The sequence below is a fragment of the Leifsonia sp. NCR5 genome, assembly GCF_002105485.1.
In the GTDB taxonomy this organism is placed as follows: Bacteria; Actinomycetota; Actinomycetes; order Actinomycetales; family Microbacteriaceae; genus Leifsonia.
In genome coordinates this window covers 44,015-64,774 of sequence record NZ_NCSR01000019.1, presented here as the reverse complement: position 1 = coordinate 64,774, position 20,760 = coordinate 44,015, and the positions used below count along the sequence as shown (strand labels likewise).

At 69.7% G+C, this 20,760-nt stretch carries 20 protein-coding genes; 18 read left to right on the top strand and 2 right to left on the bottom strand.

Annotated features, from left to right (window positions below; genetic code table 11):
* Nucleotides 1-19: 19 nt before the first annotated feature.
* From B7438_RS15340 to B7438_RS15290, 11 genes are all read left to right on the top strand, one after another.
* Nucleotides 20-769, top strand: coding sequence for an HAD family hydrolase (locus B7438_RS15340; RefSeq protein ID WP_085370550.1), 750 nt, complete (start codon nt 20-22; stop codon nt 767-769).
* 90 nt (nt 770-859) lie between these two features.
* Nucleotides 860-1,891 (top strand): phosphate/phosphite/phosphonate ABC transporter substrate-binding protein, encoded by a 1,032-nt coding sequence (gene phnD, locus B7438_RS15335; RefSeq protein ID WP_085370549.1) that lies wholly within the window; start codon nt 860-862, stop codon nt 1,889-1,891.
* Nucleotides 1,892-1,968: 77 nt separating this feature from the next.
* Entirely contained in the window at nt 1,969-2,769 is an 801-nt protein-coding gene (phnC, locus tag B7438_RS15330) for a phosphonate ABC transporter ATP-binding protein (RefSeq protein ID WP_085370548.1), read from the top strand.
* Nucleotides 2,766-3,563 carry a phosphonate ABC transporter, permease protein PhnE gene (phnE, locus tag B7438_RS15325; RefSeq protein ID WP_085370547.1) on the top strand — a complete coding sequence of 266 codons (798 nt, stop codon included), beginning with the start codon at nt 2,766-2,768 and terminating at the stop codon, nt 3,561-3,563. The genes phnC and phnE (B7438_RS15325) overlap by 4 nt, the downstream gene beginning before the upstream one ends.
* The gene (gene phnE, locus B7438_RS15320; RefSeq protein ID WP_085370546.1) at nt 3,560-4,492 is read left to right on the top strand and encodes a phosphonate ABC transporter, permease protein PhnE; all 933 of its coding nucleotides are present in this window, start codon (nt 3,560-3,562) and stop codon (nt 4,490-4,492) included. Before phnE (B7438_RS15325) ends, phnE (B7438_RS15320) begins: the two co-directional genes overlap by 4 nt.
* A 9-nt stretch (nt 4,493-4,501) precedes the next feature.
* Nucleotides 4,502-5,353, top strand: a complete 852-nt coding sequence (locus B7438_RS15315; protein WP_179150843.1) for a metallophosphoesterase — start codon at nt 4,502-4,504, stop codon at nt 5,351-5,353.
* On the top strand, nt 5,350-6,207 hold the full coding sequence (locus B7438_RS15310) for a MurR/RpiR family transcriptional regulator (RefSeq protein ID WP_085370545.1): 858 nt from the start codon (nt 5,350-5,352) through the stop codon (nt 6,205-6,207). The genes B7438_RS15315 and B7438_RS15310 overlap by 4 nt, the downstream gene beginning before the upstream one ends.
* A gap of 42 nt (nt 6,208-6,249) precedes the next feature.
* Nucleotides 6,250-6,600: a VOC family protein gene (locus B7438_RS15305; protein ID WP_085370544.1), complete on the top strand. Its 351-nt coding sequence runs from the start codon at nt 6,250-6,252 to the stop codon at nt 6,598-6,600.
* Between the two features lie 148 nt (nt 6,601-6,748).
* The gene (locus B7438_RS15300; RefSeq protein WP_085370543.1) at nt 6,749-7,252 is read left to right on the top strand and encodes a hypothetical protein; all 504 of its coding nucleotides are present in this window, start codon (nt 6,749-6,751) and stop codon (nt 7,250-7,252) included.
* Between the two features lie 272 nt (nt 7,253-7,524).
* A complete protein-coding gene (locus B7438_RS15295) occupies nt 7,525-9,747 on the top strand; it encodes a DEAD/DEAH box helicase (protein WP_085370542.1) in 2,223 nt (740 codons plus the stop codon).
* Between the two features lie 100 nt (nt 9,748-9,847).
* Nucleotides 9,848-10,708: a patatin-like phospholipase family protein gene (locus B7438_RS15290; RefSeq protein ID WP_085370541.1), complete on the top strand. Its 861-nt coding sequence runs from the start codon at nt 9,848-9,850 to the stop codon at nt 10,706-10,708.
* Between the two features lie 122 nt (nt 10,709-10,830).
* Here B7438_RS15290 and B7438_RS15285 read toward each other — a convergent pair whose 3' ends face one another.
* The gene (locus B7438_RS15285; protein WP_085370540.1) at nt 10,831-11,730 is read right to left on the bottom strand and encodes an aminoglycoside phosphotransferase family protein; all 900 of its coding nucleotides are present in this window, start codon (nt 11,728-11,730) and stop codon (nt 10,831-10,833) included.
* A gap of 96 nt (nt 11,731-11,826) precedes the next feature.
* Complete coding sequence (locus tag B7438_RS15280) at nt 11,827-12,363, bottom strand: cupin domain-containing protein (protein ID WP_085370539.1); 537 nt, start codon at nt 12,361-12,363, stop codon at nt 11,827-11,829.
* Nucleotides 12,364-12,524: 161 nt separating this feature from the next.
* Between B7438_RS15280 and B7438_RS15275 the strand changes: the two genes are divergently transcribed.
* The 7 genes from B7438_RS15275 (at nt 12,525) to B7438_RS15245 (ending at nt 20,751) form a co-directional block, all read left to right on the top strand.
* Nucleotides 12,525-14,123 carry an ABC transporter substrate-binding protein gene (locus B7438_RS15275; protein WP_085370538.1) on the top strand — a complete coding sequence of 533 codons (1,599 nt, stop codon included), beginning with the start codon at nt 12,525-12,527 and terminating at the stop codon, nt 14,121-14,123.
* Between the two features lie 118 nt (nt 14,124-14,241).
* Entirely contained in the window at nt 14,242-15,264 is a 1,023-nt protein-coding gene (locus B7438_RS15270) for an ABC transporter permease (RefSeq protein WP_085370537.1), read from the top strand.
* The gene (locus tag B7438_RS15265; RefSeq protein WP_085370536.1) at nt 15,261-16,166 is read left to right on the top strand and encodes an ABC transporter permease; all 906 of its coding nucleotides are present in this window, start codon (nt 15,261-15,263) and stop codon (nt 16,164-16,166) included. The genes B7438_RS15270 and B7438_RS15265 overlap by 4 nt, the downstream gene beginning before the upstream one ends.
* The gene (locus tag B7438_RS15260) at nt 16,163-16,993 is read left to right on the top strand and encodes an ABC transporter ATP-binding protein (RefSeq protein ID WP_085370535.1); all 831 of its coding nucleotides are present in this window, start codon (nt 16,163-16,165) and stop codon (nt 16,991-16,993) included. The genes B7438_RS15265 and B7438_RS15260 overlap by 4 nt, the downstream gene beginning before the upstream one ends.
* Nucleotides 16,990-17,823: an ABC transporter ATP-binding protein gene (locus B7438_RS15255; RefSeq protein WP_085370534.1), complete on the top strand. Its 834-nt coding sequence runs from the start codon at nt 16,990-16,992 to the stop codon at nt 17,821-17,823. The genes B7438_RS15260 and B7438_RS15255 overlap by 4 nt, the downstream gene beginning before the upstream one ends.
* Nucleotides 17,813-19,060: an amidohydrolase family protein gene (locus B7438_RS15250; RefSeq protein WP_085370533.1), complete on the top strand. Its 1,248-nt coding sequence runs from the start codon at nt 17,813-17,815 to the stop codon at nt 19,058-19,060. The genes B7438_RS15255 and B7438_RS15250 overlap by 11 nt, the downstream gene beginning before the upstream one ends.
* Entirely contained in the window at nt 19,057-20,751 is a 1,695-nt protein-coding gene (locus B7438_RS15245) for a DUF885 domain-containing protein (protein ID WP_085370532.1), read from the top strand. The genes B7438_RS15250 and B7438_RS15245 overlap by 4 nt, the downstream gene beginning before the upstream one ends.
* The last annotated feature ends 9 nt before the right edge of the window (nt 20,752-20,760 follow it).

Genomic DNA, 20,760 nt, shown 5'->3' with positions numbered 1-20,760 from the left:
CAGCGCATAGGCTGCACTCGTGAACGACCGCCAGACCCCCAGCAGACCGATCCTCGTCCTCGATTTCGACGGGACGGTGTGCGTCGGCGATGCGCCGGTGTGGGAGTACGCCGAAGCCGTCATCGCGGGCATCCTCGACGCGGGATCCGCTGCCGCCGTCGACCTCGACGCCTCCCTCCGCGCCAGGCTCGGCGCGTTCCTCGACGGCGAGCCAGGCTCGCCCGCATACACCGACGGCTATGCGGCCGTCGCAGCGCTCGCGGCAGAGCACGCAGACGACGACCTGCTGCAGAGCGCGTACCAGACCAGCCGGCGGGCGCTCGCCGGGGGAACCGTCGCGGTGTCCGCGCCGGACGGGCTCGCCGGATTCCTCGGCAGCCTGGGGGAGAGCGTCGAGCGCGTGCTCGTGACGAACGCGCCGCTCGACGGGGTGCGGGAGACGCTCGCGGCCATCGGGCTGGCCGGGAGCATCGACCGCATCGTCACCGACGCGGACAAACCCGCCGGCTGGACCACGATCCTGCCGCAGCTCCTCGACGGCAGGGAGCCGTCGCAGCTGCTGTCGGTGGGCGATATCTGGGGCAACGACCTCGAGCAGCCCCTGGCAGCGGGATGCGTCACCGCCCTCATCGACCGCTTCGGCCACCGCGCCGGCCCGGCCCACCTCGTGGCGGCCGACTTCCCCGGACTGTACGACGGCATCCGCCGCTGGGCGGTGGACCCGGCAGGGTTCGCGGCCGCGCACGAGCCCGCCACAACCACCGCCTGACCGCACGACTTCTCCACACCCCGCTCGTCCATCCACAGATCGCACCACCCACCACTCGCAGTCCTCACCTCCGCACAGAATGGGAACGTCATGAAAATCCGGAAGATCGCCGTTGCGAGCGCCTCTGGCCTCGCCATCCTCACCGCGCTCGCGCTGAGTGGATGCGGTGTGCAGCAGCAGACCGCATCCGGCGCCACCGCATCCGGCGGGGCTGCTCCTGCCGCGTGCACGGGCACCTCGGACGACGCGGCCAAGGCGCCAACGTCGCTCACCCTCGCGCTCGTCCCGTCCGGCGACGCCGCCAAACTCGTCGAGACCGTCAAGCCGCTGGAGGAGGCCCTCACCTCGCGCCTCGGCATCCCGGTCAAGGGCGTCATCACGCAGGACTACCAGGCGGCCGTCGAGGCGATCGGCAGCAACCAGGCGCAGATCGGGATGCTCCCCAGCCTGCAGATGAGCCAGGCCTGCGACAAGTACGGCGCTGTCCCGGCCCTGCAGACCCAGCGCAACGGCAAGAGCTCGTACGCCGCGCAGTTCTTCACCAACGACCCCAAGAAGTACTGCGCAGACACCCCCGTCACGGGCGCGAACGGCATGCTCTACTGCAACGGAACGGAGAAGGGCACCGGTCCTGCCGGGCTCGACAGCATTACCAAGATCAAGGGCGCGACGGTCTCGCTGCTGCAGGCGGCCTCCCCGGCCGGCTACATCTTCCCCGTCGCGGCCATGAAGAAGGCCGGGCTCGACGTCGACAAAGACATCAAGACCGTCCAGGTCACGGCCAACGACGCCAGCGTGCTCGCCGTCTACAACGGCGACGCCGAGGTCGGCACCAGCTACTGGGATGCTCGCTCCGTCGTGCAGAAAGACACCCCGGATGTGGGAGAGAAGGTCGTGGTCTTCGCGCTGACCGACGAGATCCCGAACGACGGAGCCTCGATCAGCAGCAAGCTCAGCAAGACCTGGCAGACCAAGATCGCCGACGCGATGAAGGACTACGCGGGCACTCCGGAGGGCGTGAAGGCGCTCACCGCGATCTACCAGATCACCGGTCTGGTCGACGCGGACCCGAAGAGCCTCAAGAAGACGCAGGACGCAGCAGCGTCGATCGGCCTCGGCTGATCGCACTGACCTGAGCGGGGTGGCGGGGCGGAGACGCCATCGCCACCCCGCATCACCGCTTGACGAAAGGGACAGAGATGACGGAGACGGCAGGAGCGCGCATCCGGTTCGACCGGGTGGGCGTCACGTACCCCAACGGATTCTCCGGGTTGCGGGATGTGGACCTCACCATCGAGCCCGGCGAGATGGTGGCCGTCGTCGGACTGTCCGGCGCAGGCAAGTCGACCCTCATCCGGACCATCAACGGCCTCGTCCCGATCACCTCGGGGGAGATCACGGTCGGCGACTACCGGCTCTCCGGCCTGCGCGGCAAGCGCCTGCGCACGCTGCGCAGCGAGGTCGGGATGGTGTTCCAGAGCTTCAACCTGGCCAAGCGCACCACGGTGCTGAACAACGTGCTGATGGGCCGTCTGCACCACACCTCCGCCTGGCGCACACTGCTCGCGGCCTGGTCGGCCGACGACGTCGAGCTCGCGATGCAGGCGCTGGAACGTGTCGAGATCGTCTCCAAGGCATACTCCAGCGCCTCCGAGCTGTCCGGCGGCCAGCAGCAGCGCGTGGCCATCGCCCGCACGCTCGCTCAGCGACCGAAGGTCATCCTGGCCGACGAGCCGGTCGCGTCCCTCGACCCTCCTACCTCCCACGTCGTGATGCGCGACCTGCAGCGCATCAACGCCGAGCTCGGCATCACCGTGGTCGTCAACCTGCACTTCCTCGACCTCGCGCGTCGGTACGGCACCCGGCTGATCGGGCTGCGCAACGGCGAGGTCGTCTACGACGGACCGGGCGCAGGGGCGGACGAGTCGGTGTTCGAGTCGATCTACGGCCGCTCGCTCACCGCGGAGGACGTGCTCGACGCCCCGGCGGTGCTGCCGTGACCAGTGCGGCAGCGGGCGCGCGCCCTGTCAAGCCGCGCTCGGCGTGGAAGGTCGTCGTCACGCTGGCGATCCTCGCCGCGATCACGGTCTGGTCCGCCGTCGCGGTCCAGGTGGATGTGGGCGCCCTGTTCGCCAACGCGCAGAACGCATCCAACACCCTCGTGCAGCTGTTCCAGCCCGACTACTCCTTCTTCCCCGAGACGCTGCCGTGGCTGCTCCAGACCGTGCAGATGGCCGTCATCTCCACCGCCGTGAGCGTGGTCATCGCCCTCCCGCTGTCGTTCCTCGCCTCGCGCGCCACCAACCCGAACAGCGTCGTCCTCGGCATCGTGCGGTTTGTGATGAACATCGTCCGCAGCGTGCCCGACCTGCTCTACGCCTCGCTGTTCGTCACCGTCGTCGGCACGGGGGCGCTTTCCGGCATCCTCGCCCTCGTGCTGTTCAACGTCGGCATCATCGTCAAGCTCATCTCCGAAGCCCTCGACGGCCTCGACCGCGGAGGCCAGGAGGCCGCGCTCGCCGCGGGTGGCACCTGGTTCAAGGCCAACCGCGCTGCGATGGTGCCGGAGGTCGCGCCCACCTATCTGTCGCAGGCGATCTACGTGCTCGAACTGAACATCCGCGCCTCGACCGTCATCGGCCTGGTCGGCGCGGGCGGTCTCGGGATGCTCATCGACAAGGTGCGCACCTTCTACCAGTACCACTACCTCAGCATGATCATCTTCGAGATCCTCGTCCTCGTCGTGCTGCTCGAACTGCTCAGCTCGTACACGCGGCGGAGGCTGATCCGATGAGCGCATCCACTGTCGCCGACATCGCACGGCCGGCCGCGGGCATCCCGGGCGACGGGCAGCGTGGGCAGCGGCCCCGCAAGCCGCTGCGGGTGGCCCGTGCCGTGGTGTGGGCAGTCGTCACGCTGGTCGTGGTGGCCGCGTTCTGGGGCGTCGACATCTCCTGGGATGCGCTCTGGCAGCTGCCGCAGAAGCTCGCCCACTACCTCGGCCTGATGTTCCTGCCCCCGGCGTGGGACAAGCTCCCGGATGCGCTGTCCGCGACCATGCTGTCCGTCGCGATGGCCTGGTTCGGCACCGTGATCGGCGTGATCGTCTCCTTCCCGCTGAGCCTCCTCGCCACACGCGGGCTGACCCCCGCCGTGGTGCGCTGGCCGCTGCGCGCGGTGTTCGCCGTGCTGCGTGCCGTACCGGAGGTGGTGATCGCGGTGCTGATGCTGTCCGTCACCGGGCTCACGGCATACACCGGCGCGCTGGCCATCGCCATCGGCTCGATCGGAACGCTCGGCAAGTGGGGCTACGAGAGCTTCGAGTCCGTCGACAGAGGAGCCATCGAGGCGGCGACGGCGTCCGGCGGGTCCCGGGTGCAGATCATGCGCTGGGGAGTCTGGCCGAACGCGAAACCCGACGTGCTGGCGTTCTGGCTCTACCGGTTCGAGATCAACGTGCGCGCGTCCGCCATCCTGGGCCTGATCGGCGCGGGCGGCATCGGCAAGATGCTCGTCGACAACATCCAGTTCCGGGTGTGGGACGTGGTCGGGATGCTGATGATCGTGGTCATCGTCGTCACCATGATCATCGACCAGCTCTCCGGCCTGGTGCGGCACCGGATCATCTCCGGGCACTGGGAGCTGCCGGTGGTCACGGCCGTTCGCCGCCGTTCCGCGCGCAGGGCACGGGCGGAGAGCATCGAGCTGAAGGCGACGGAATAGGGTGACTTCGTGAGCTTCCCGGCTGAGCGCGGCCTGCGCATCCTGCACCTGTCAGACACGCACCTCTTCGGCGACGGCAGCCTGCACTACGGGATGGTCGACACGCTCGCCGCCCTCGATCGCGTCCTCGGCAGGGCGGCGACGCTCGGCGCCGTCGACGTCGTGGCGGTCTCCGGCGATCTGTCCGACGACGGCAGCCCGGAGTCGTACCGGCTGCTGGCCGGCCGGATCGCGCCCTGGGCGGCGGAGCACGGCGCCGTGATCGTGTACGCGATGGGCAACCACGACCTCCGCGACGCCTTCGAGAGTGTCCTCGGCGCGCGGGAGACGGTGGTCGACGTCGCCGGATTCCGCGTGGTCACGGTGGACACCTCCGTGCCCGGCGCCGGCTACGGGGCGGTGGATGCGGCGGCCCTCGACCGGCTGCGCGGCATCGTCGCCTCTCCGTCCGCGCACGGCACCGTCGTGGTGCTGCACCACCCGCCCGTGCCCGCCGCGAGCGCGCTGCTGGCGGCGCTCGAACTGCAGAACCCCGCCGACGTGCTCGACGCGTGCGCCTCCGGCGACGTGCGCCTGGTGCTCGCGGGCCACTACCACCACGCGCTGAGCACGGTCGCCTCCGGCATCCCCGTGGTCGTCGCGCCCGGCACGGCCAACTCGTCCGACCCGATCGCGGCCGCGGGAACCGAGCGCGCGACCGTCGGCTCCGGCTTCGCCGTGGTCGACCTGCCGATCGACGGGGAGCCGACCGCCGTCTTCGTCGCGGTCCCGAGCGCAGACGACGGCACCGAGATCTTCGATCTCGACGCCGCAGAGGTCGAACGCATCGCAGCGGCGGCAGGACCGAAGGAGCCCCGATGAACGACCACCGCCCCGGCGAGGTCATCGCGACCATCCGGTCCGTGCTTCCCTCCCTGCTGCCGACGGAGCAGGCCGTCGCCGCCGTGCTGCTCGAACGTTCGGCCGAGATCGTCGAACTCAGCTCGCAGCAGGTCGCCGAGCTGGCAGGAGCATCCAGGGCCACCGTGGTGCGCACCTGCCAGAGCCTCGGCTTCACCGGCTACCAGCAGCTGCGCGTGCTGCTCGCCAGAGACGCGGGCTACCGGCCGCCTGCCGCAGCGACCGCCGCGCCGGTCGGGTCGGCGGGGATCGTCACGCAGACCTTCACGCACATCGCGGGCCGCGTCGACGACATGGTCGCGCTCCTCGACGCCGACGCGGTGGAGCGGGCAGTGGATGCGCTGGTCGCCGCCCGCCGCGTCGTCGCCGTGGGCAACGGCCTGTCGGCACCGCTGGCACTGGATGCTGCCGCCCGCCTCACCAGCATCGGCCGCGCGGCGGAGGCCCCGCTCGACGTGATCGGGCAGCAGATCACCGCGCGGCTGCTGTCGCAGGACGACGTGCTGCTGGCCGTCAGCGGAAGCGGCTCGAACGCCTCCACGCTCCGCACGGTCGGCGCGGCGACGGCGGCGGGCGCCACCGTGATCGCGGTGACGGCGTTCGTGCGCAGCCCCATCGCGCAGGCGGCGCACATCGGCCTCGTGGTGACGATGCCCGACCTCACCTTCCGCGACGAGATCACCCTCGCGTCCCGTCTGCCGCAAGCCATCCTCATCGAGGGGCTCGTCGCGGCGGTCACCCAGCGCCTCGGTGACGCGGCCACCACGGCGAAGTCGCTCGCGCTCGACGCGATCAGCGACAACCTGGCCGAGTGAGGGCAGAATGACACCACATCCGGCAACCAGGGGAGGCAGCTCATGGCCGTGACAGGAATCGGCGGACTCTTCTTCCGCAGCGCAGACCCCGACGGCAGGGCCGCCTGGTATGCGGAGCACCTCGGCATCGACGCGGGGAGCAACGCCGTCTGGAATCAGGAGGCGGGCATGACGGTCTTCGCGCCGTTCCCCGCCGACACCGACTATTTCCCCGCCGACCAGGCGTTCATGCTCAACCTCCGGGTCACAGACCTGGATGCGCTGGCCGAGCGCCTGACGCAGGCGGGCATCCCGGTCGAGCGCCGCGACGAATGGGAGACGGAGTACGGGCGGTTCGCCCGCATCCACGATCCGGAGGGGCTGCCGATCGAGCTGTGGGAGGCTCCGGCCTGAACCGTGGGAGCATCCGGTCCGAGCGTTCCGGGCATGGCGACGCGCCGTAACCGACTATTGCTCACCAGCGCGGGAAGGGCTACCGTGTGCGGCGCCGGTCTTTGCAGCCCGGCAATTTTGTGCTCGATCGACGTTCTAGGAGAACAACATGAGTGATCGCACTCCACCGGCAAGCTACCCAGCGTCCTCGTCACCGGCCGGAGGCGGAGCGCCCGTCGCCCCGCCGCAGCAGGTGAACATCGCGTTCTGGCTCTACATCGTCGGCGCAGCGCTGAGCCTGATCGCGCTCATCGTCTCGCTGGCGACCATCGGGTCGCTGAAGGACGACGTACAGAAGCAGCTCGCCAACCAGGGCCAACAGATCTCCGACGCGACGCTGAACGCGACCGTCGGCGTGTCCGTGACCTTCGCCGTCGTGTTCGGCATCCTCTACATCGCCGCGTACGTGCTGTTCGCGTTCTTCATGCGTCGCGGTGCGAACTGGGCACGCATCGTGCTGCTCATCGTCACCGTGCTGTCGCTGTTCGGCATCCTCGGCGGCTTCGGTCTCGGCGCGGCCCGCGTGGTCGTCGGCGTCATCGCCACCGTGCTCATCTTCCTCAAGCCGGCGAACGAGTACTTCGCCGCCGTGAAGGCGAGCAAGCGGGTCTGATCCGCACCTGACAGGCTCGGGATGTGGGCGGTGGCGAAAGTCACCGCCCACGCTCAGGCTTGTTCCTGTATCGTAGATAAGTCGGCTCTTGACACCGCACGTTCGTGCGGATGGGTTTGTAAGTCAGGTGGGCCGGTTTCGCTGCCGTTCGGCAGGCGAATGATCACTGTATGTGAACGGCCCCGGCCAAAGACTGCCCGGGTTCTCCTTGAAGCGCGGAAATGATCCGCGCGCTTCGTCATGCATAACGAGAACAACCCAGGAAGACATCCATGCCCGGATTCAAGAAGCACGGAAACAACAGCGCCGGCGGCGCCCGCAAGGGTGCGCCCAAGGCAGGCAGCCGCAGCCCCAACCACCGCGGATATCGCGCGGAAGAGGGCGGCCCGAAGAAGGCCCGCTGGTCCGAGGAGGACCGCGCCGCCCGTGGCCGCGCCACCTACGGCAGCCGCGATGGCGGTCGTGACGGAGCGCGTGACGGCGGTCGTGACGGCGCAGGCTCGACCGGCGCCCGCAAGGAGCGCCCCAATTGGGAGCCCCGCGGCAAGGACGCACGCCGCACCTGGCAGCCGGACGGCGACCGCTCGCGCGGCCGTGACGACCGCGCTCCCCGCCGCGACTTCGACAACGACCGCCCGCGTCGTTCGTTCGATGGCGACCGTGCGCCGCGTCGTGATTTCGACAACGACCGTCCGCGTCGTTCGTTCGATGGCGACCGTGCGCCGCGTCGTGACTTCGACAACGACCGTCCCCGTCGTTCGTTCGACGGTGACCGCGCTCCGCGTCGTGACTTCGACAACGACCGTCCCCGTCGTTCGTTCGACAACGACCGTGCGCCGCGTCGCGACTTCGACAAGGACCGCGCGCCGCGCCGTTTCGATGGCGACCGCGCTCCCCGTCGCGACTTCGACAAGGACAGCGCCCCGCGCCGCTCGTTCGATGGTGACCGTGGCCCGCGTCGTGACTTCGACACCGACCGTCCGCGTCGTTCCTTCGACAACGACCGTGCCCCGCGCCGTGACTTCGACAACGACCGTCCCCGTCGTTCCTTCGACGGTGACCGCGCTCCGCGTCGCGATTCCGACGCCGACCGTCCGCGCCGCTCCTTCGACAACGACCGTCCCCGTCGTTCGTTCGACGGCGACCGCGCTCCGCGCCGCGACTTCGACGCCGACCGCGCCCCGCGCCGGGACAGCTCGTCCTCGTTCTACCCGTCGCGCGACGAGAAGCCCGCGTTCACGTCCAACGACGACGTCGTGCTCGAGCGCCTCGAGGCCGACGCCATCCAGGCGGAGGACGTCGACGGCGTGACCTTCGCCGACCTCGGTCTCGGCGGCAACATCGTGCGCGCGCTCGCTGAGCTCGGTGCGGACCGTCCGTTCCCGATCCAGGCGGCCACCACTCCGGATGTGCTCGCCGGCAAGGACGTGCTCGGCCGCGGCCGCACGGGCTCCGGCAAGACGATCGCGTTCGGCGCCCCGATGGTCGAGCGTCTGATGTCGCTCTGGGCCGAGTCCGGCAAGTCCGGCGGCAAGCGTCAGATGGGCCGCAAGCCGCGCGCCCTCATCCTGGCCCCGACCCGCGAGCTGGCCCTGCAGATCGACCGCACCGTGCAGCCGATCGCCCGCAGCGTCGGCCTGTTCACCACCCAGATCTACGGCGGCGTGCCGCAGGCTCGTCAGGTCGGTGCGCTGCAGCGCGGCGTCGACATCGTGATCGGCACCCCCGGTCGCATCGAGGACCTCATCGAGCAGGGTCGTCTCGACCTCAGCGAGGTCGTCATCACCGTCCTGGACGAGGCGGACCACATGTGCGACCTCGGGTTCCTGGAGCCGGTGCAGCGCATCCTGCGCGAGACGTCGGAGGGCGGCCAGAAGCTGCTGTTCTCGGCCACCCTCGACAAGGGTGTCGCCCAGCTCGTCGACGAGTTCCTGGTGAACCCGACCGTGCACGAGGTGGCCGGCGAAGACCAGGCCTCCTCCACGATCGACCACCGCGTGCTCGTGATCGAGCACCGCGACAAGGCCGCGATCATCGAGCAGCTCGCCGACCGCGACGGCAAGACCCTGGTCTTCGCCCGCACCCGCGCGTTCGCCGAGATGCTCGCCGACCAGCTCGACGACGCGGGCATCCCGGCCGTCAGCCTGCACGGCGACCTCAACCAGTCGCGCCGCACCCGCAACCTCGGTCAGCTGACCAGCGGCCGGGTCAACGTGCTGGTCGCCACCGACGTCGCCGCCCGCGGCATCCACGTGGACGACATCGACCTGGTCATCCAGGCCGATGCGCCCGACGAGTACAAGACGTACCTGCACCGCTCCGGCCGCACCGGCCGCGCCGGCAAGCAGGGCACCGTCGTCACGCTCATCCCGCGTCAGCGTCAGCGTCGCATGACCGAACTGCTCGGCCGTGCAGAGATCGAGGCCGACTTCGTGCCCGCGATCCCCGGCGACCAGCTCATCACCGACCTGGCCCAGGCGGCAGCGCAGGCGTAGCGCGACAGCAACACACGAACATGGCCGCACCGGATGCATCCGGTGCGGCCATCGTCGTCTCCGCGGCCACCGTCGTCCCTGCGGGGAGTAGCGTGTGCCCATGACCAACGGTTCGATCGTCTTCGCCGGTGGCGGTGTCGCGGGTATCGCGTGGGAGATCGGCGTCATCGCCGGGATCGCCGACGCTGATCCGCAGCTCGCCGAACATCTCCTCGCACCGGGGATCACGTTCATCGGCACCTCCGCCGGCTCCGCGGTGGCGGCCCAGCTCGCCAGCGGCGTCGGACTGGAGGAGCTCTACGCCGCGCAGCTCTCCGACGAAACGGCCGAGTTCGACCCCCGCGTCGACCTCACCGCGCTGATGGAACTGTTCACCGCGGCGGCGTCACCCGGCGCATCCCCGTCGGACACCCTGCTCGCGATCGGACGGCTCGCGCGCGACGCGCAGACGGTCACCGAGGCGGAGCGCATGGTGTCGATCGAGGGGCGGCTGCCGTCCAGTGAGTGGCCGGAGCGACGCCTGCTGATCACGGCAGTGGATGCGGAGAGCGGCGAGTTCCGCGTCTTCGACGCCGAGGCCGGGATGCCGCTCGCTGAGGCGGTCGCCGCCAGCTGTGCTGTGCCGGGCGTCTGGCCGCCGGTGACCATCGGCGACCGTCGCTACATGGACGGCGGGACGCGCTCGCTCGCGAACGCCGACCTCGCCGCAGGCTCGGACTGGGTGCTCGTCGTCGCGCCGACCATCGAGGGCGCGCCTGGCCTCGGCCAGATCCCGCCCGGCGAGCTGGCGTCGCTCGACCCTGCACCCGTGCTCGTCGTCTACGCCGACGACGCCTCGGCCGCCGCCTTCGGCGTCAACCCGCTCGACCCCGCGACCCGCCCCGCCGCAGCGGCGGCCGGCCGCGCCATCGGCGTCGCCGCCGCCCCGCGCATCCGCGCCGTCCTCGACCGCACCCACTGACCCTCTGTCCCGCCCCGCCCACTCCCGCCTCGCGAAGCAATCGAGCCGGGACTTGTGCACGCCTGACTCCGGCGTGTCGCGTACATAAGTCCCGGCTCGATTGCTTGGGGGCCGGGCCGGGGTCAGGGGAACTGGGCGAGGGCGTGGGTGGCGATGGAGGCCATACGGGGGTTGTCGTCGGAGTTGGCAGCGAGGGCGGAGCCCATGACGACCGCCCAGCCGCGGGCGCGCCGCCAGGTGGCGTCGGCGGCCAGCGCCGGCAGGGCGGAGGGGGAGCGGCCGGTGAGCTCGTCGCGGAACACGGCCCGCGCATCCGGATCGAACGTGAGCCACGCCGTCGCGAGGTCGGTCGCCGGGTCGCCGGCGGTGACGTCGCCGAAGTCGACAACGGCCGCGAGCCCGGAGCGGTCCGGCGTCAGCAGCAGGTTGCCGGGGTGCAGGTCTCCGTGCAGCCAGATCGGCGGCCCGTCCCAGACGGGGGCGTCGAGCGCATCCCGCCACGCCTCGGCGAGACCGGCGACCTCTCTCCGCTCCGACAGGTGCCGCAGGCGCTCCTGCACCGCCGCATCCCTGGTCGCCAGCGGCACGCCGCGCACCGGGTTGGCCGGGATGTCGCCCGTCGCCGGCTCGTGCAGCGCCGCGACGAACGCGGCGAGGGGCAGGGCGATGGATGCGCGTTCCTCCGCCGTCACGTCCGCCCCGTCGACCCCGTCCACCCACCGCACGATGCTCCACGCGAACGGGAACAGCTCAGACGGCGTACCGACCCGCACCGGAGCGGGGATGGGCACGTCGACGCGCGCGGCGAACGCCGGCAGCACCTGCTGCTCGTGCTCGATCAGGTGCGCGGCGACCTCCCGGCGCGGGATGCGCACCGCGTACTCGCTGCCCAGCCGGTAGATCAGGTTGTCCCAGCCGTCGGACACCAGCGTGAGCGGTCCGGCGAGGTCGGGATGCTGCGTATCCACGAGCCGGGCGACCAGCTCGGCGTCGCTCGCGATGTCTGCCTCTGGGGTGTGCACCGCTCGACGCTACCGCAGAGTAACCGAGATACCAGTAACTGTCGCGAAACGCCCGGGATGCGCGACAGTTACTGGCATCTCGTGCGTGGCTCGTGCCTAGGGTGTGGGCGGCGTGACCGCGATGACGATGGAGGTGTCCGCGTCGGAGGCGTTCACGTAGCGGTGGGCCTGGCGGGAGTCGAAGGTGATCGACTCGCCGGCCGTCAGCGTGTACTCCGCCTCGCCGATCTCGACCCGGAGTTCGCCGGAGATGACGAAAGCGCACTCGGTGGACGGATGGGCCCATTCGCGCGCCGAGCTGGCGCGGCCGGGCGGGATGGTGGCCGTGAGCATCTCGAGGTCGCCGCGACCGGGGGTGAGGCGCTCGTAGAAGAACTCGCTGCCCGTGGTGCCGAGCGTCGGCCGGTGGTTGGGGGAACTGACGTGTACGAGCGGCGCGTCCGGGTCGGTGAACAGCGACGAGATCGCCGCCTCGAAGACGCCCGCGAGTTTGCGCAGCGAGCCGAGGCTCGGATCGGCGGTGCCGTTCTCGATCTGGCTGAGCATTCCGACCGAGAGCCCGGATACTTCCGACAGCTGTTTCAGCGTCATTCCGCGTTCGAGCCGCAGCGCTTTGAGTCTGTCTCCGAGCACGTCGTGTGCACCCTCCGTTGTAACAAGTTCGATACAGATTAACGAATTTTAACCCAATTGAATTAGGCTTCCTGAAAATCGCCCGCTGCACCATCAGCCGAGCCGTCCAGGAACTCTATCGCTCCGGACGTTCTCCAATCACAAGGAAGTTTGGACCGAGAATGATGAACAAGCCTCAACGATTGCTCGCCGTCGTCGCGGGTCTCGCCGCGATCCCCTTGACCCTCACCGCCTGTGCTGGGACGAACTCCTCCGCATCCAGTGCGGGATCGAAGACTCTCACGGTCGACACCTCGTTCGTCCTGAAGACCCTCGACCCCGGGATGGTCTACGAGCAGACGGGAGCGACCGCCGTTCACAGCATCTACGACACGCTCGTCACGTTCGAGGGCTCCGACGTCTCCGACGTCAAGCCCGACCTCGCCTCCTCGTTCGACGCGTCCTCCGATGCGAAGACCTTCACTTTCCACTTGCGCGACGACGTGACCTTCTCCGACGGAACCAAGCTGACTGCAGACGACGTCGTCTTCAGCCTCACCCGCCTGCAGAACCTCAAGGGCAGCGCTTCGCAGACCGTCGCCGGTCTCGCCTTCAGCTCCCCGGACCCCAAGACGGTCGTGGTGACCTCCGACATCGCCAACCCGGATGTGCCGACCATCCTGGCCATGCCGAGCACGGGCATCCTGAACTCGGCCGAGGCGAAGAAGCACGGCGCGACGGACGCGGCAGACGCAGCGACCACGGACACCATCGGCACCTACCTGGACACGCACTCGATCGGGTCTGGTCCGTACACGATCGGCAGCTTCGACCCCAGCTCCAAGGTCGTGCTGAAGGCCAACGCCAAATACTGGGGCAAAGCGCCCGCGTACGGCAGGGTCGTGCTGCAGAACGTGGATGTGCAGAACCAGAAGCTCACCATCACGAAGTCGGCGGGCGACGAGATCGCACTCGACCTGTCCGGTGCGCTCTCCGAGGGCCTGCCGTCGAGCGTTCAGGTCTCCGGCGTCCCGGACACCTCGTACTTCCTGAGCCTCAACCAGGACCCGGCGGTCTCGGCGGTCACGTCGAACCCGGCGTTCGTCTCTGCGCTCCGCGCAGCCATCGACAACGCGGGCATCGCCAAGCTGTTCGGCAAGGACGCGACAGCGGCAGCCGGTCTCGTTCCTCCGGCATTCGCCGGCGCCCTCCCGCAGTCGGATGCGCCGAAGCGCGACCTCGCCAAGGCCAAGTCGCTGCTGGCGGCCGCCGGTCTCAGCAACCCGAAGGCGAAGCTGATCTACCCGGCCATCACCTACCGTGGCGTCGACCTCGGCACCGTGGTCACCAAGGTGCAGTCCGACGCGAAGGAGGCGGGCATCGACATCGAGCTGACGCCGCAGCCGATCAACGTCTTCCTCGATTCGCAGTCCGCGGGCAAGAACGAGATCGGATTCTCGCCGAACAGCCTGAACTACCCGGTGGCCGCGTCGCTGGTGAACAACATGGCTCCCGGCGCGAGCACGTCGCTGCGCACCGGCTGGACCGTCGAGCGCGCAGACCAGAAGGCCGTCGCCGCCGGTGAGGCCGTGCTGGCGGCCACGACCCAGGATGCACGCAACACCGCCATGCAGGACTGGCAGAAGGTCATGAACGCGACCTCTCCGTACATCCCGCTGGCCAACAACTCCGGCATCGTCGTCGCCGCCGGAAACCTGAAGGGCGCCGTGTACTCGCCCGCAGGCTGGACCGTCGACCTCGCCGCCGTGAGCAGCAAGTAGCCGGTTCCCCCGAACGCGGTGCCGGTGGGCCTCCTGTGCGGTCCACCGGCACCGTATCCCTCCCCTTCCCCTGCCTCCGCGCGGCGTCCGCCCCGCGCGGGAATCCCGAAAGACTGACATGCCCCCTCTCGTGAAGACGATCGCGAAGCGTGTGCTCACGACGATCGTGCTGCTCTGGGGTGTCACCGTCGTCACGTTCCTCCTGGTGAGCGTGGTGCCCGGCGACCCCGCGGCGGCGAACCTCTCGCAGCAGGCGTACGACGACCCTGCGATCCGGGAGGCGTTCCGTCAGAAGTGGGGCCTCGATCAGCCGCTGATCGTGCAGTACGGCCGCTACCTGTGGAACATCCTGCACGGCGACCTCGGCACGTCCCAGCAGACGCACCGCCCCGTCATCCAGGATCTCGGCCAGTACATCCCCGCGACGATCGAGATCGCCATCCCCGCCATGATCATCGCGATCGTGATCGCGGTCGGCCTCGGCATCCTGTCCGCGATGCGCAAGGGCAGCGCCACAGACAACGGCATCAGGGTGCTCTCCCTGACCGGCCTGTCGACGCCGCCGTTCTGGCTGGCGCTCGTCGCGCTCTACATCTTCTTCTACGTGCTCGGGTGGGTGCCGAACGGCGGCCGTCTCAGCAACAGCTTCGACCCTCCGCCCACGGTCACCGGCATGTACACCGTGGATGCGCTGTTCGCGGGCCAGTTCGACGTGTTCTGGGATGCGGTGTGGCACCTCGTGCTCCCGGTCGGCATCCTGGCCTTCCTCACGGTCTCCGGACTGCTGCGGTTCGTGCGCTCGTCGATGCTGGAAGTGCTCGACTCCGACTACATCCGCGCCGCCGTCGCCAAGGGGTTGCCGCGCCGTGTCATCACCTGGCGGCACGTCTTCCGCGCCGGGCTTCTTCCCGTGCTCACCGTGTCCGGGCTGACGATGGCGTCGCTGCTCGGCGGAGCGGTACTGGTGGAGCAGATCCTGAGCTGGCCGGGCCTCGGGCAGTACGCGTACAAGAGCGCCCTGTCGCTCGACCTCCAGGCGATCCTCGGCGTCACCCTGTTCGTCGCGCTCGTCTACACCCTGATCAACCTGCTCGTCGACGTGCTCTACAGCGTCGTCGACCCCCGGATCGGATCGAAATGACCGCAATCCCACCTCCCGCAGAGACCCTCGTGCGCGCCGGGCGCCGTTCGGCAGACGACCGGATGCTGCGCTCCCGCTTCGGGTCCGTCTGGCTTCGGCCGTGGACCGTCGTCTCGATGGCCGTCATCGTCGTCTGGGCGCTCCTGGCCGTCTTCGCCCCCTGGATCGCGCCGTACGATCCGCTCAAGACCGTGGGAGACAACCTTCAATCGCCGAGCGGCGCCCACTGGTTCGGCACGGACGAGCTCGGCCGGGATGTGCTCAGCAGGGTGATCACAGGAACCAGGCTCTCCCTGCCGCTCGCCGTGGTCATCGTCGCCCTCTCGCTGCTCGTCGGCGGCATCGTCGGGCTGCTCGCCGGATACCTCGGCCGCACGGTCGACACGGTCGCGATGCGGCTGGCCGACCTGGTGCTCGCCTTCCCGCAGATCATCCTGGCGATGGCCGTGACCGCGGCCTTCGGGCCGAGCACCGGGAACGCGGTGCTCGCGCTGGTGATCGTCTCCTGGCCGCTCTACGCGCGCATCATCCGGAGCTCGGTGCTGAGCGTGCGGGAGCAGGAGTATGTCGTCTCCGGGCACCTCCTCGGTTCGGGGACGATCAGATCCATCGTCAAGGACGTCATCCCGAACAGTGCAGGGCCCGCTCTGGTCATGGCGACCATCGAGCTGGGCAACGCGATCCTGATGCTCGCTGCGCTGTCGTTCCTCGGGCTCGGCCCCCGGCCGCCCGCCGCAGAGTGGGGCGCCATGATCGCCCTCGGGTCGCAGAATCTCTCGAACTGGTGGATCAGCCTGTTCCCCGGTCTCGCGATCCTCACGATCGTGCTCGCCTTCAACATGCTCGGCGACAGCGTCCAGGACTATCTGGACCCGCGCAACAGGACGGGGAAGCTCCGATGACGCCACTGCTGACCGTCGACGACCTCACGGTCTCGCTGCCGACCGCATCCGGATACGTCGGCGTCGTTCGCGGCGCCTCGCTGACGGTCGGGGAGGGCGAGATCGTCGGGCTCGCCGGGGAGAGCGGCTCCGGCAAGACGATGACGTCGTCCGCGATCCTCGGCATCCTGCCGAAGGGTGCGCGCACGTCGGGCACCGTGGCCTTCGAGGGTCGCAACCTGCTGACCCTGCCGGAACGAGAGCTCTCCCAGGTGCGGGGCAACCGCATCGCGATGGTCTTCCAGGACCCGTCTGCCGCCCTGCACCCCCTGCTGACGATCGGCACGCAGATCACCGAGCACATGCGGCACCACCTGGGCGTCAGCAAGAGCGTGGCCGTCGAGCGGGCTGTCGAACTGCTCGACCAGGTCAGGATCGCCGAACCGCGCAAGGCGCTTCGCTCGTACCCGCACCAGTTCTCCGGAGGGATGCGGCAGCGCGCGGCGATCGCCATTGCGCTGGCCTGCGAGCCTCGGCTGCTGATCGCCGACGAGCCCACGACGGCACTCGACGTGACCGTGCAGGCGGGAATCCTGCAGCTGTTCGACCGGCTGCGCGACGAGACAGGGGTGTCTGTGCTGTTCATCACGCACGACCTCGGCGTGCTGTCGACGATCGCCGATCGCACATACGTCTTCAAGGACGGCACGGTCGTGGAGTCCGGTGACACGGAGGACGTGCTGCTGCGGCCGACCCACGAGTACACCAGGGCGCTGATCGCCTCGCGCGCGCAGTCGCTCGCGCAGGAGCGCGTGGCCGAGGCGGCCGCGGAAGGGACGCAGCGATGAACCTGCTCGAACTCGACGATGTGCACGTGACGCATCACCGCCGCGGCAGAGACCCGGTCCGTGCTGTACGCGGGGTGAGCCTCACGGTCGCGCCCGGCCAGATCGTCGGCCTCGTCGGCGAATCGGGGTGCGGCAAGTCGTCGCTCGCCCGGGTGGCCGTCGGCCTGTCCGCGCCGACAGAGGGAGCGGTGCGCTTCGAGGGCAGGCCGCTCGAAGCGTCGCGCCTGCGGGCGAGGGCGAAGGATGCACTCGGGCTGCAGATGATCTTCCAGAACCCGTACGCCTCGCTCAGCCCCCGCCGCTCGATCGGCAGCCAGCTGCTCGACGGCGTGCGCTCACCGCTGCCCCGTCAGGAGCGCGCAGCAGAAGCAGCCAGGCTGCTGCAGTTGGTGGGGCTCGACCCGGACAGTCGCAACCGCTACCCCAACCAGTTCTCCGGAGGCCAGCGCCAGCGTCTCGCCATCGCGCGGGCACTCGCCGCCAAGCCGTCGCTGGTGATCGCCGACGAGCCGGTGACCGCCCTCGACGCCTTCTCCTCCGCCCAGATCGTCACCCTGCTCACCGGCCTCGTGCGCGAGCTCGGGATGGGCATGCTCTTCATCTCCCACGACCTCTCGCTCGTGCGCGCCATCGCCGACGAGACCGCCGTCATGTTCGCGGGTGAGATCGTTGAACGCGGGCCGTCGGAGCGGGTGTGGAACGAACCGGCGCACGAATACACGAAGACGCTGATCTCCGCCATCCCGGTGATCGGACCGAAGACCATACGCCGGAAGACCGCGGGCACCGCCCCGGCCGCCGGTCGGGAAAGGAACAGCCATGTCGGTTGACACCATCGCCGGACCATCGACAGGAACAGTGCTGACAGGCATGCGGATGTTCGACGGCAGGAACGGTGACCTGCTCACCGGTCACGCCGTCGAGATCGACCGGGAGGGGACCATCGTCGCGCTCGGTCAGGAGGCCGACGTCGTGGCGGCGGCTGCTGCGGATGCGCGCCGCATCGACCTCGGAGGCCGCGTGCTCTCGCCCGGCCTCATCAACATGCACGTGCACTTCGGTCTCGCACTGCCTGGCACGGCGGGCGACCTGGTCTCCAGCGGTTCCGACGGCGACCTCCTGCTCGTCATGGCCGACTCCGCCAGGCGCACCCTGCTGGCCGGAGTGACCACTGTCCGGCTGGTCGGCGAGAGCCGCTACCTCGACATCGCGCTGCGCCGCGGGGTGCGCGCGGGGGCCGTCGACGGCCCGCGCATCTTCACAGCAGGGCACGCCCTGTGCTGCACGGGAGGGCACGGCTGGGAGTCCGACGCGCTGGAGGGCGACGGCCCCGACGACTTCCGCAGGCTCACCCGGCTGCAGATCCGCGAGGGAGCCGACCTCATCAAGGTGTGCGTCTCCGGCGGCATCGCCGGAGAGCACGAGCAGATCGACACTCCGCAGCTGTTCGACGACGAGATGGAGGCCGTCATCCAGGTGGCGCACGACTGGGGCAGGAAGGTGACGGCGCACGTTGGACCGTCGTCGACGCTCGACCGCGCCATCCGGCTCGGACTGGACTGTGTCGAGCACGGGTACGAGCTCACCAGTGAGACGACGGACCTGATGGCCGAGCACGGTGTCTGGTACGTGCCGACGATCACGGTCAGCCGGTGCGCCGAATTCTTCGACGAGCAGGGTGTGCCGGCCTGGATGAAGGAGCGCGCGCTCGGCGCGGGGCCCCGGCACTGGGAGAGCCTGCAGAACGCCATCGCCAGCGGGGTGAAGATCGCGATGGGCACGGACATGCCGCCCGCCGCGAACTTCGACGGTACGACGGCGACCGTGCGCGAGATGGAGTTCATGGTCGATGCCGGCATGTCGCCCATCGACGTGATGCGCTCAGCCACGTCCTCTGCCGCCGAGCTGATCGGCGACGAGTCGTTCGGCTCGATCCGCGTCGGCGCCCGCGCGGATTTCGTCGCGATGGCGGACGACCCGACCCTGGATGTGTCCGCACTGCGCGGCATCGACTGGGTGATGAAAGACGGCCGCGTGTACCGCGACGATCGCGAGACGGCCCGATGAGCGCCGTGCGCGAGATCGCCGACCGCTACCTGGAGGCGCTGGCTCCGCACGAGCCTGCCGCGGCCCAGGCGCTCGGCCGTCCGGCCGCCGACCGCCTGCAGGACTTCTCGCCCGAGTGGGCGGAGGCCAGGCGGGCACTCGACGCCGCGGTCGCCGACGAGCTCCGCGCCATCGACCGGACGACACTGGATGCGGCGGACCGCCCCCTGCACGCGGCGATGCTCGAACGGCTCGACAGCGACGTGTCCCTGTTCGACACGGGATTCACGCCCCGCCTGCTCGCGCCGCTCGCCACCCCGGTGCACTTCATCCGCGAGGCGTTCGATGACACGGTGGTGACTCCGGACGCCGCAGGTGACGCCGTGCTCGCCCGCCTCGCCGCCGTCCCGGCAACCCTCGGCGACCTGCGCCGCCGCCTCGAATGGTCGCGCGACCAGGGCGAGCTCGGCCGTTTCAGCGGCGGCGGCGTCGCGGGCCGCACCCAGGTGATCGTCGTCGCGGACCAGATCGCGTCGTGGATCGATCCGGACGGGATGGACTACTTCGGTTCGCTGCGCAGCCACGGACTGGACGCCGCGCGCGCGACGAGACTCGCGTCGCTCTCCGCGGACGCGACCGCCGCCTTCGCCGCGTTCGAGCGGTTCCTGCGGTCGGACCTCGCGCCAGACGCTCCGACCCAGGACGCCGTCGGCGAGGAGGTCTACCAGGCCACAGCGCGTGCGTTCCTCGGCAGCGACCTCGACCTCGACGACATCTACGCATACGGCTGGAGCGAACTGGAACGCCTCGTCGCCGAGTCCAGGCGCATCGCGTCCGAACTCACCGGGACGCCTGTGGATCCGGACGTCGTCCGTCGCGCCGTCGCCGCTCTCGAGGCGTCTGGGGACCAGTCCCTATCCGGTCAGGACGAGATCGCAGCGTGGCTCCGCGCCCGCGTCGACCAGACCATCGCTCAGCTCGACGGCACGGCGTTCGACCTGCCCGCCGACATCGGCGAGGTGGAGTGCGTGGTCACGGAAGCAGCATCCGGAGTCGTCTACTACCTGCCGGGCGCACCGGATGGGAGCAGCAGGAGCAAGATCGTCTGGACCATCCCGCGTGGCCTGACGTCCATCGCCACCTGGCACGAGGTGACGAGTGTGCACCACGAGGGCGTCCCCGGCCACCACCTCGAGCACTCGATCAACCGGGCCAACGCATCCCTGCACCCCTGGCAGCGCTACCTCTGCGAGGTGCACGGCTACGCAGAGGGCTGGGCGCACTACTCCGAGGGGCTCGCCGACGAGTTGGGGCTGATCCGCAGCCCCGCCGAACGGCTCGGCATGGTGCTCGGCCAGATCTGGCGGTCGGTGCGCATCGTCGCCGACCTCGGCCTGCACACCGGACGCGCGATCCCCGCGACCACCATCACCGACGCCACCGCCTGGACGCCGGAGCTCGCCGGCTCCTTCCTGCGCGACCTCGCGATGACCGACGCCCATACGGCGAGTTTCGAGGTCGACAGGTACTTCGGCTGGCCGGGTCAGGCGCTCGCGTTCAAGGTCGGCGCGAAGCTGTGGCGGGATGCGCGCGAGCAGTCCCGCCAGCGCCTCGGCGCCGACTTCGACCTCGCACGTTTCCACCGGGATGCGCTCGGGGCCGGCCCGATGGGCCTCGGCCCGCTCCGCTCCACCCTCCTCGGCGACCGATGACCACGAAAG

Excerpts from the sequence above, each read along its gene's own strand:
- phnD (WP_085370549.1), top strand. The coding sequence starts at position 860 with ATGAAAATCCGGAAGATCGCCGTTGCGAGCGCCTCTGGCCTCGCCATC.
- phnC (WP_085370548.1), top strand. The coding sequence starts at position 1,969 with ATGACGGAGACGGCAGGAGCGCGCATCCGGTTCGACCGGGTGGGCGTC.
- phnE (WP_085370546.1), top strand. The coding sequence starts at position 3,560 with ATGAGCGCATCCACTGTCGCCGACATCGCACGGCCGGCCGCGGGCATC.
- B7438_RS15310 (WP_085370545.1), top strand. The coding sequence starts at position 5,350 with ATGAACGACCACCGCCCCGGCGAGGTCATCGCGACCATCCGGTCCGTG.
- B7438_RS15305 (WP_085370544.1), top strand. The coding sequence starts at position 6,250 with ATGGCCGTGACAGGAATCGGCGGACTCTTCTTCCGCAGCGCAGACCCC.
- B7438_RS15300 (WP_085370543.1), top strand. The coding sequence starts at position 6,749 with ATGAGTGATCGCACTCCACCGGCAAGCTACCCAGCGTCCTCGTCACCG.
- B7438_RS15295 (WP_085370542.1), top strand. The coding sequence starts at position 7,525 with ATGCCCGGATTCAAGAAGCACGGAAACAACAGCGCCGGCGGCGCCCGC.
- B7438_RS15290 (WP_085370541.1), top strand. The coding sequence starts at position 9,848 with ATGACCAACGGTTCGATCGTCTTCGCCGGTGGCGGTGTCGCGGGTATC.
- B7438_RS15275 (WP_085370538.1), top strand. The coding sequence starts at position 12,525 with ATGATGAACAAGCCTCAACGATTGCTCGCCGTCGTCGCGGGTCTCGCC.
- B7438_RS15270 (WP_085370537.1), top strand. The coding sequence starts at position 14,242 with ATGCCCCCTCTCGTGAAGACGATCGCGAAGCGTGTGCTCACGACGATC.
- B7438_RS15265 (WP_085370536.1), top strand. The coding sequence starts at position 15,261 with ATGACCGCAATCCCACCTCCCGCAGAGACCCTCGTGCGCGCCGGGCGC.
- B7438_RS15260 (WP_085370535.1), top strand. The coding sequence starts at position 16,163 with ATGACGCCACTGCTGACCGTCGACGACCTCACGGTCTCGCTGCCGACC.
- B7438_RS15255 (WP_085370534.1), top strand. The coding sequence starts at position 16,990 with ATGAACCTGCTCGAACTCGACGATGTGCACGTGACGCATCACCGCCGC.
- B7438_RS15250 (WP_085370533.1), top strand. The coding sequence starts at position 17,813 with ATGTCGGTTGACACCATCGCCGGACCATCGACAGGAACAGTGCTGACA.
- B7438_RS15245 (WP_085370532.1), top strand. The coding sequence starts at position 19,057 with ATGAGCGCCGTGCGCGAGATCGCCGACCGCTACCTGGAGGCGCTGGCT.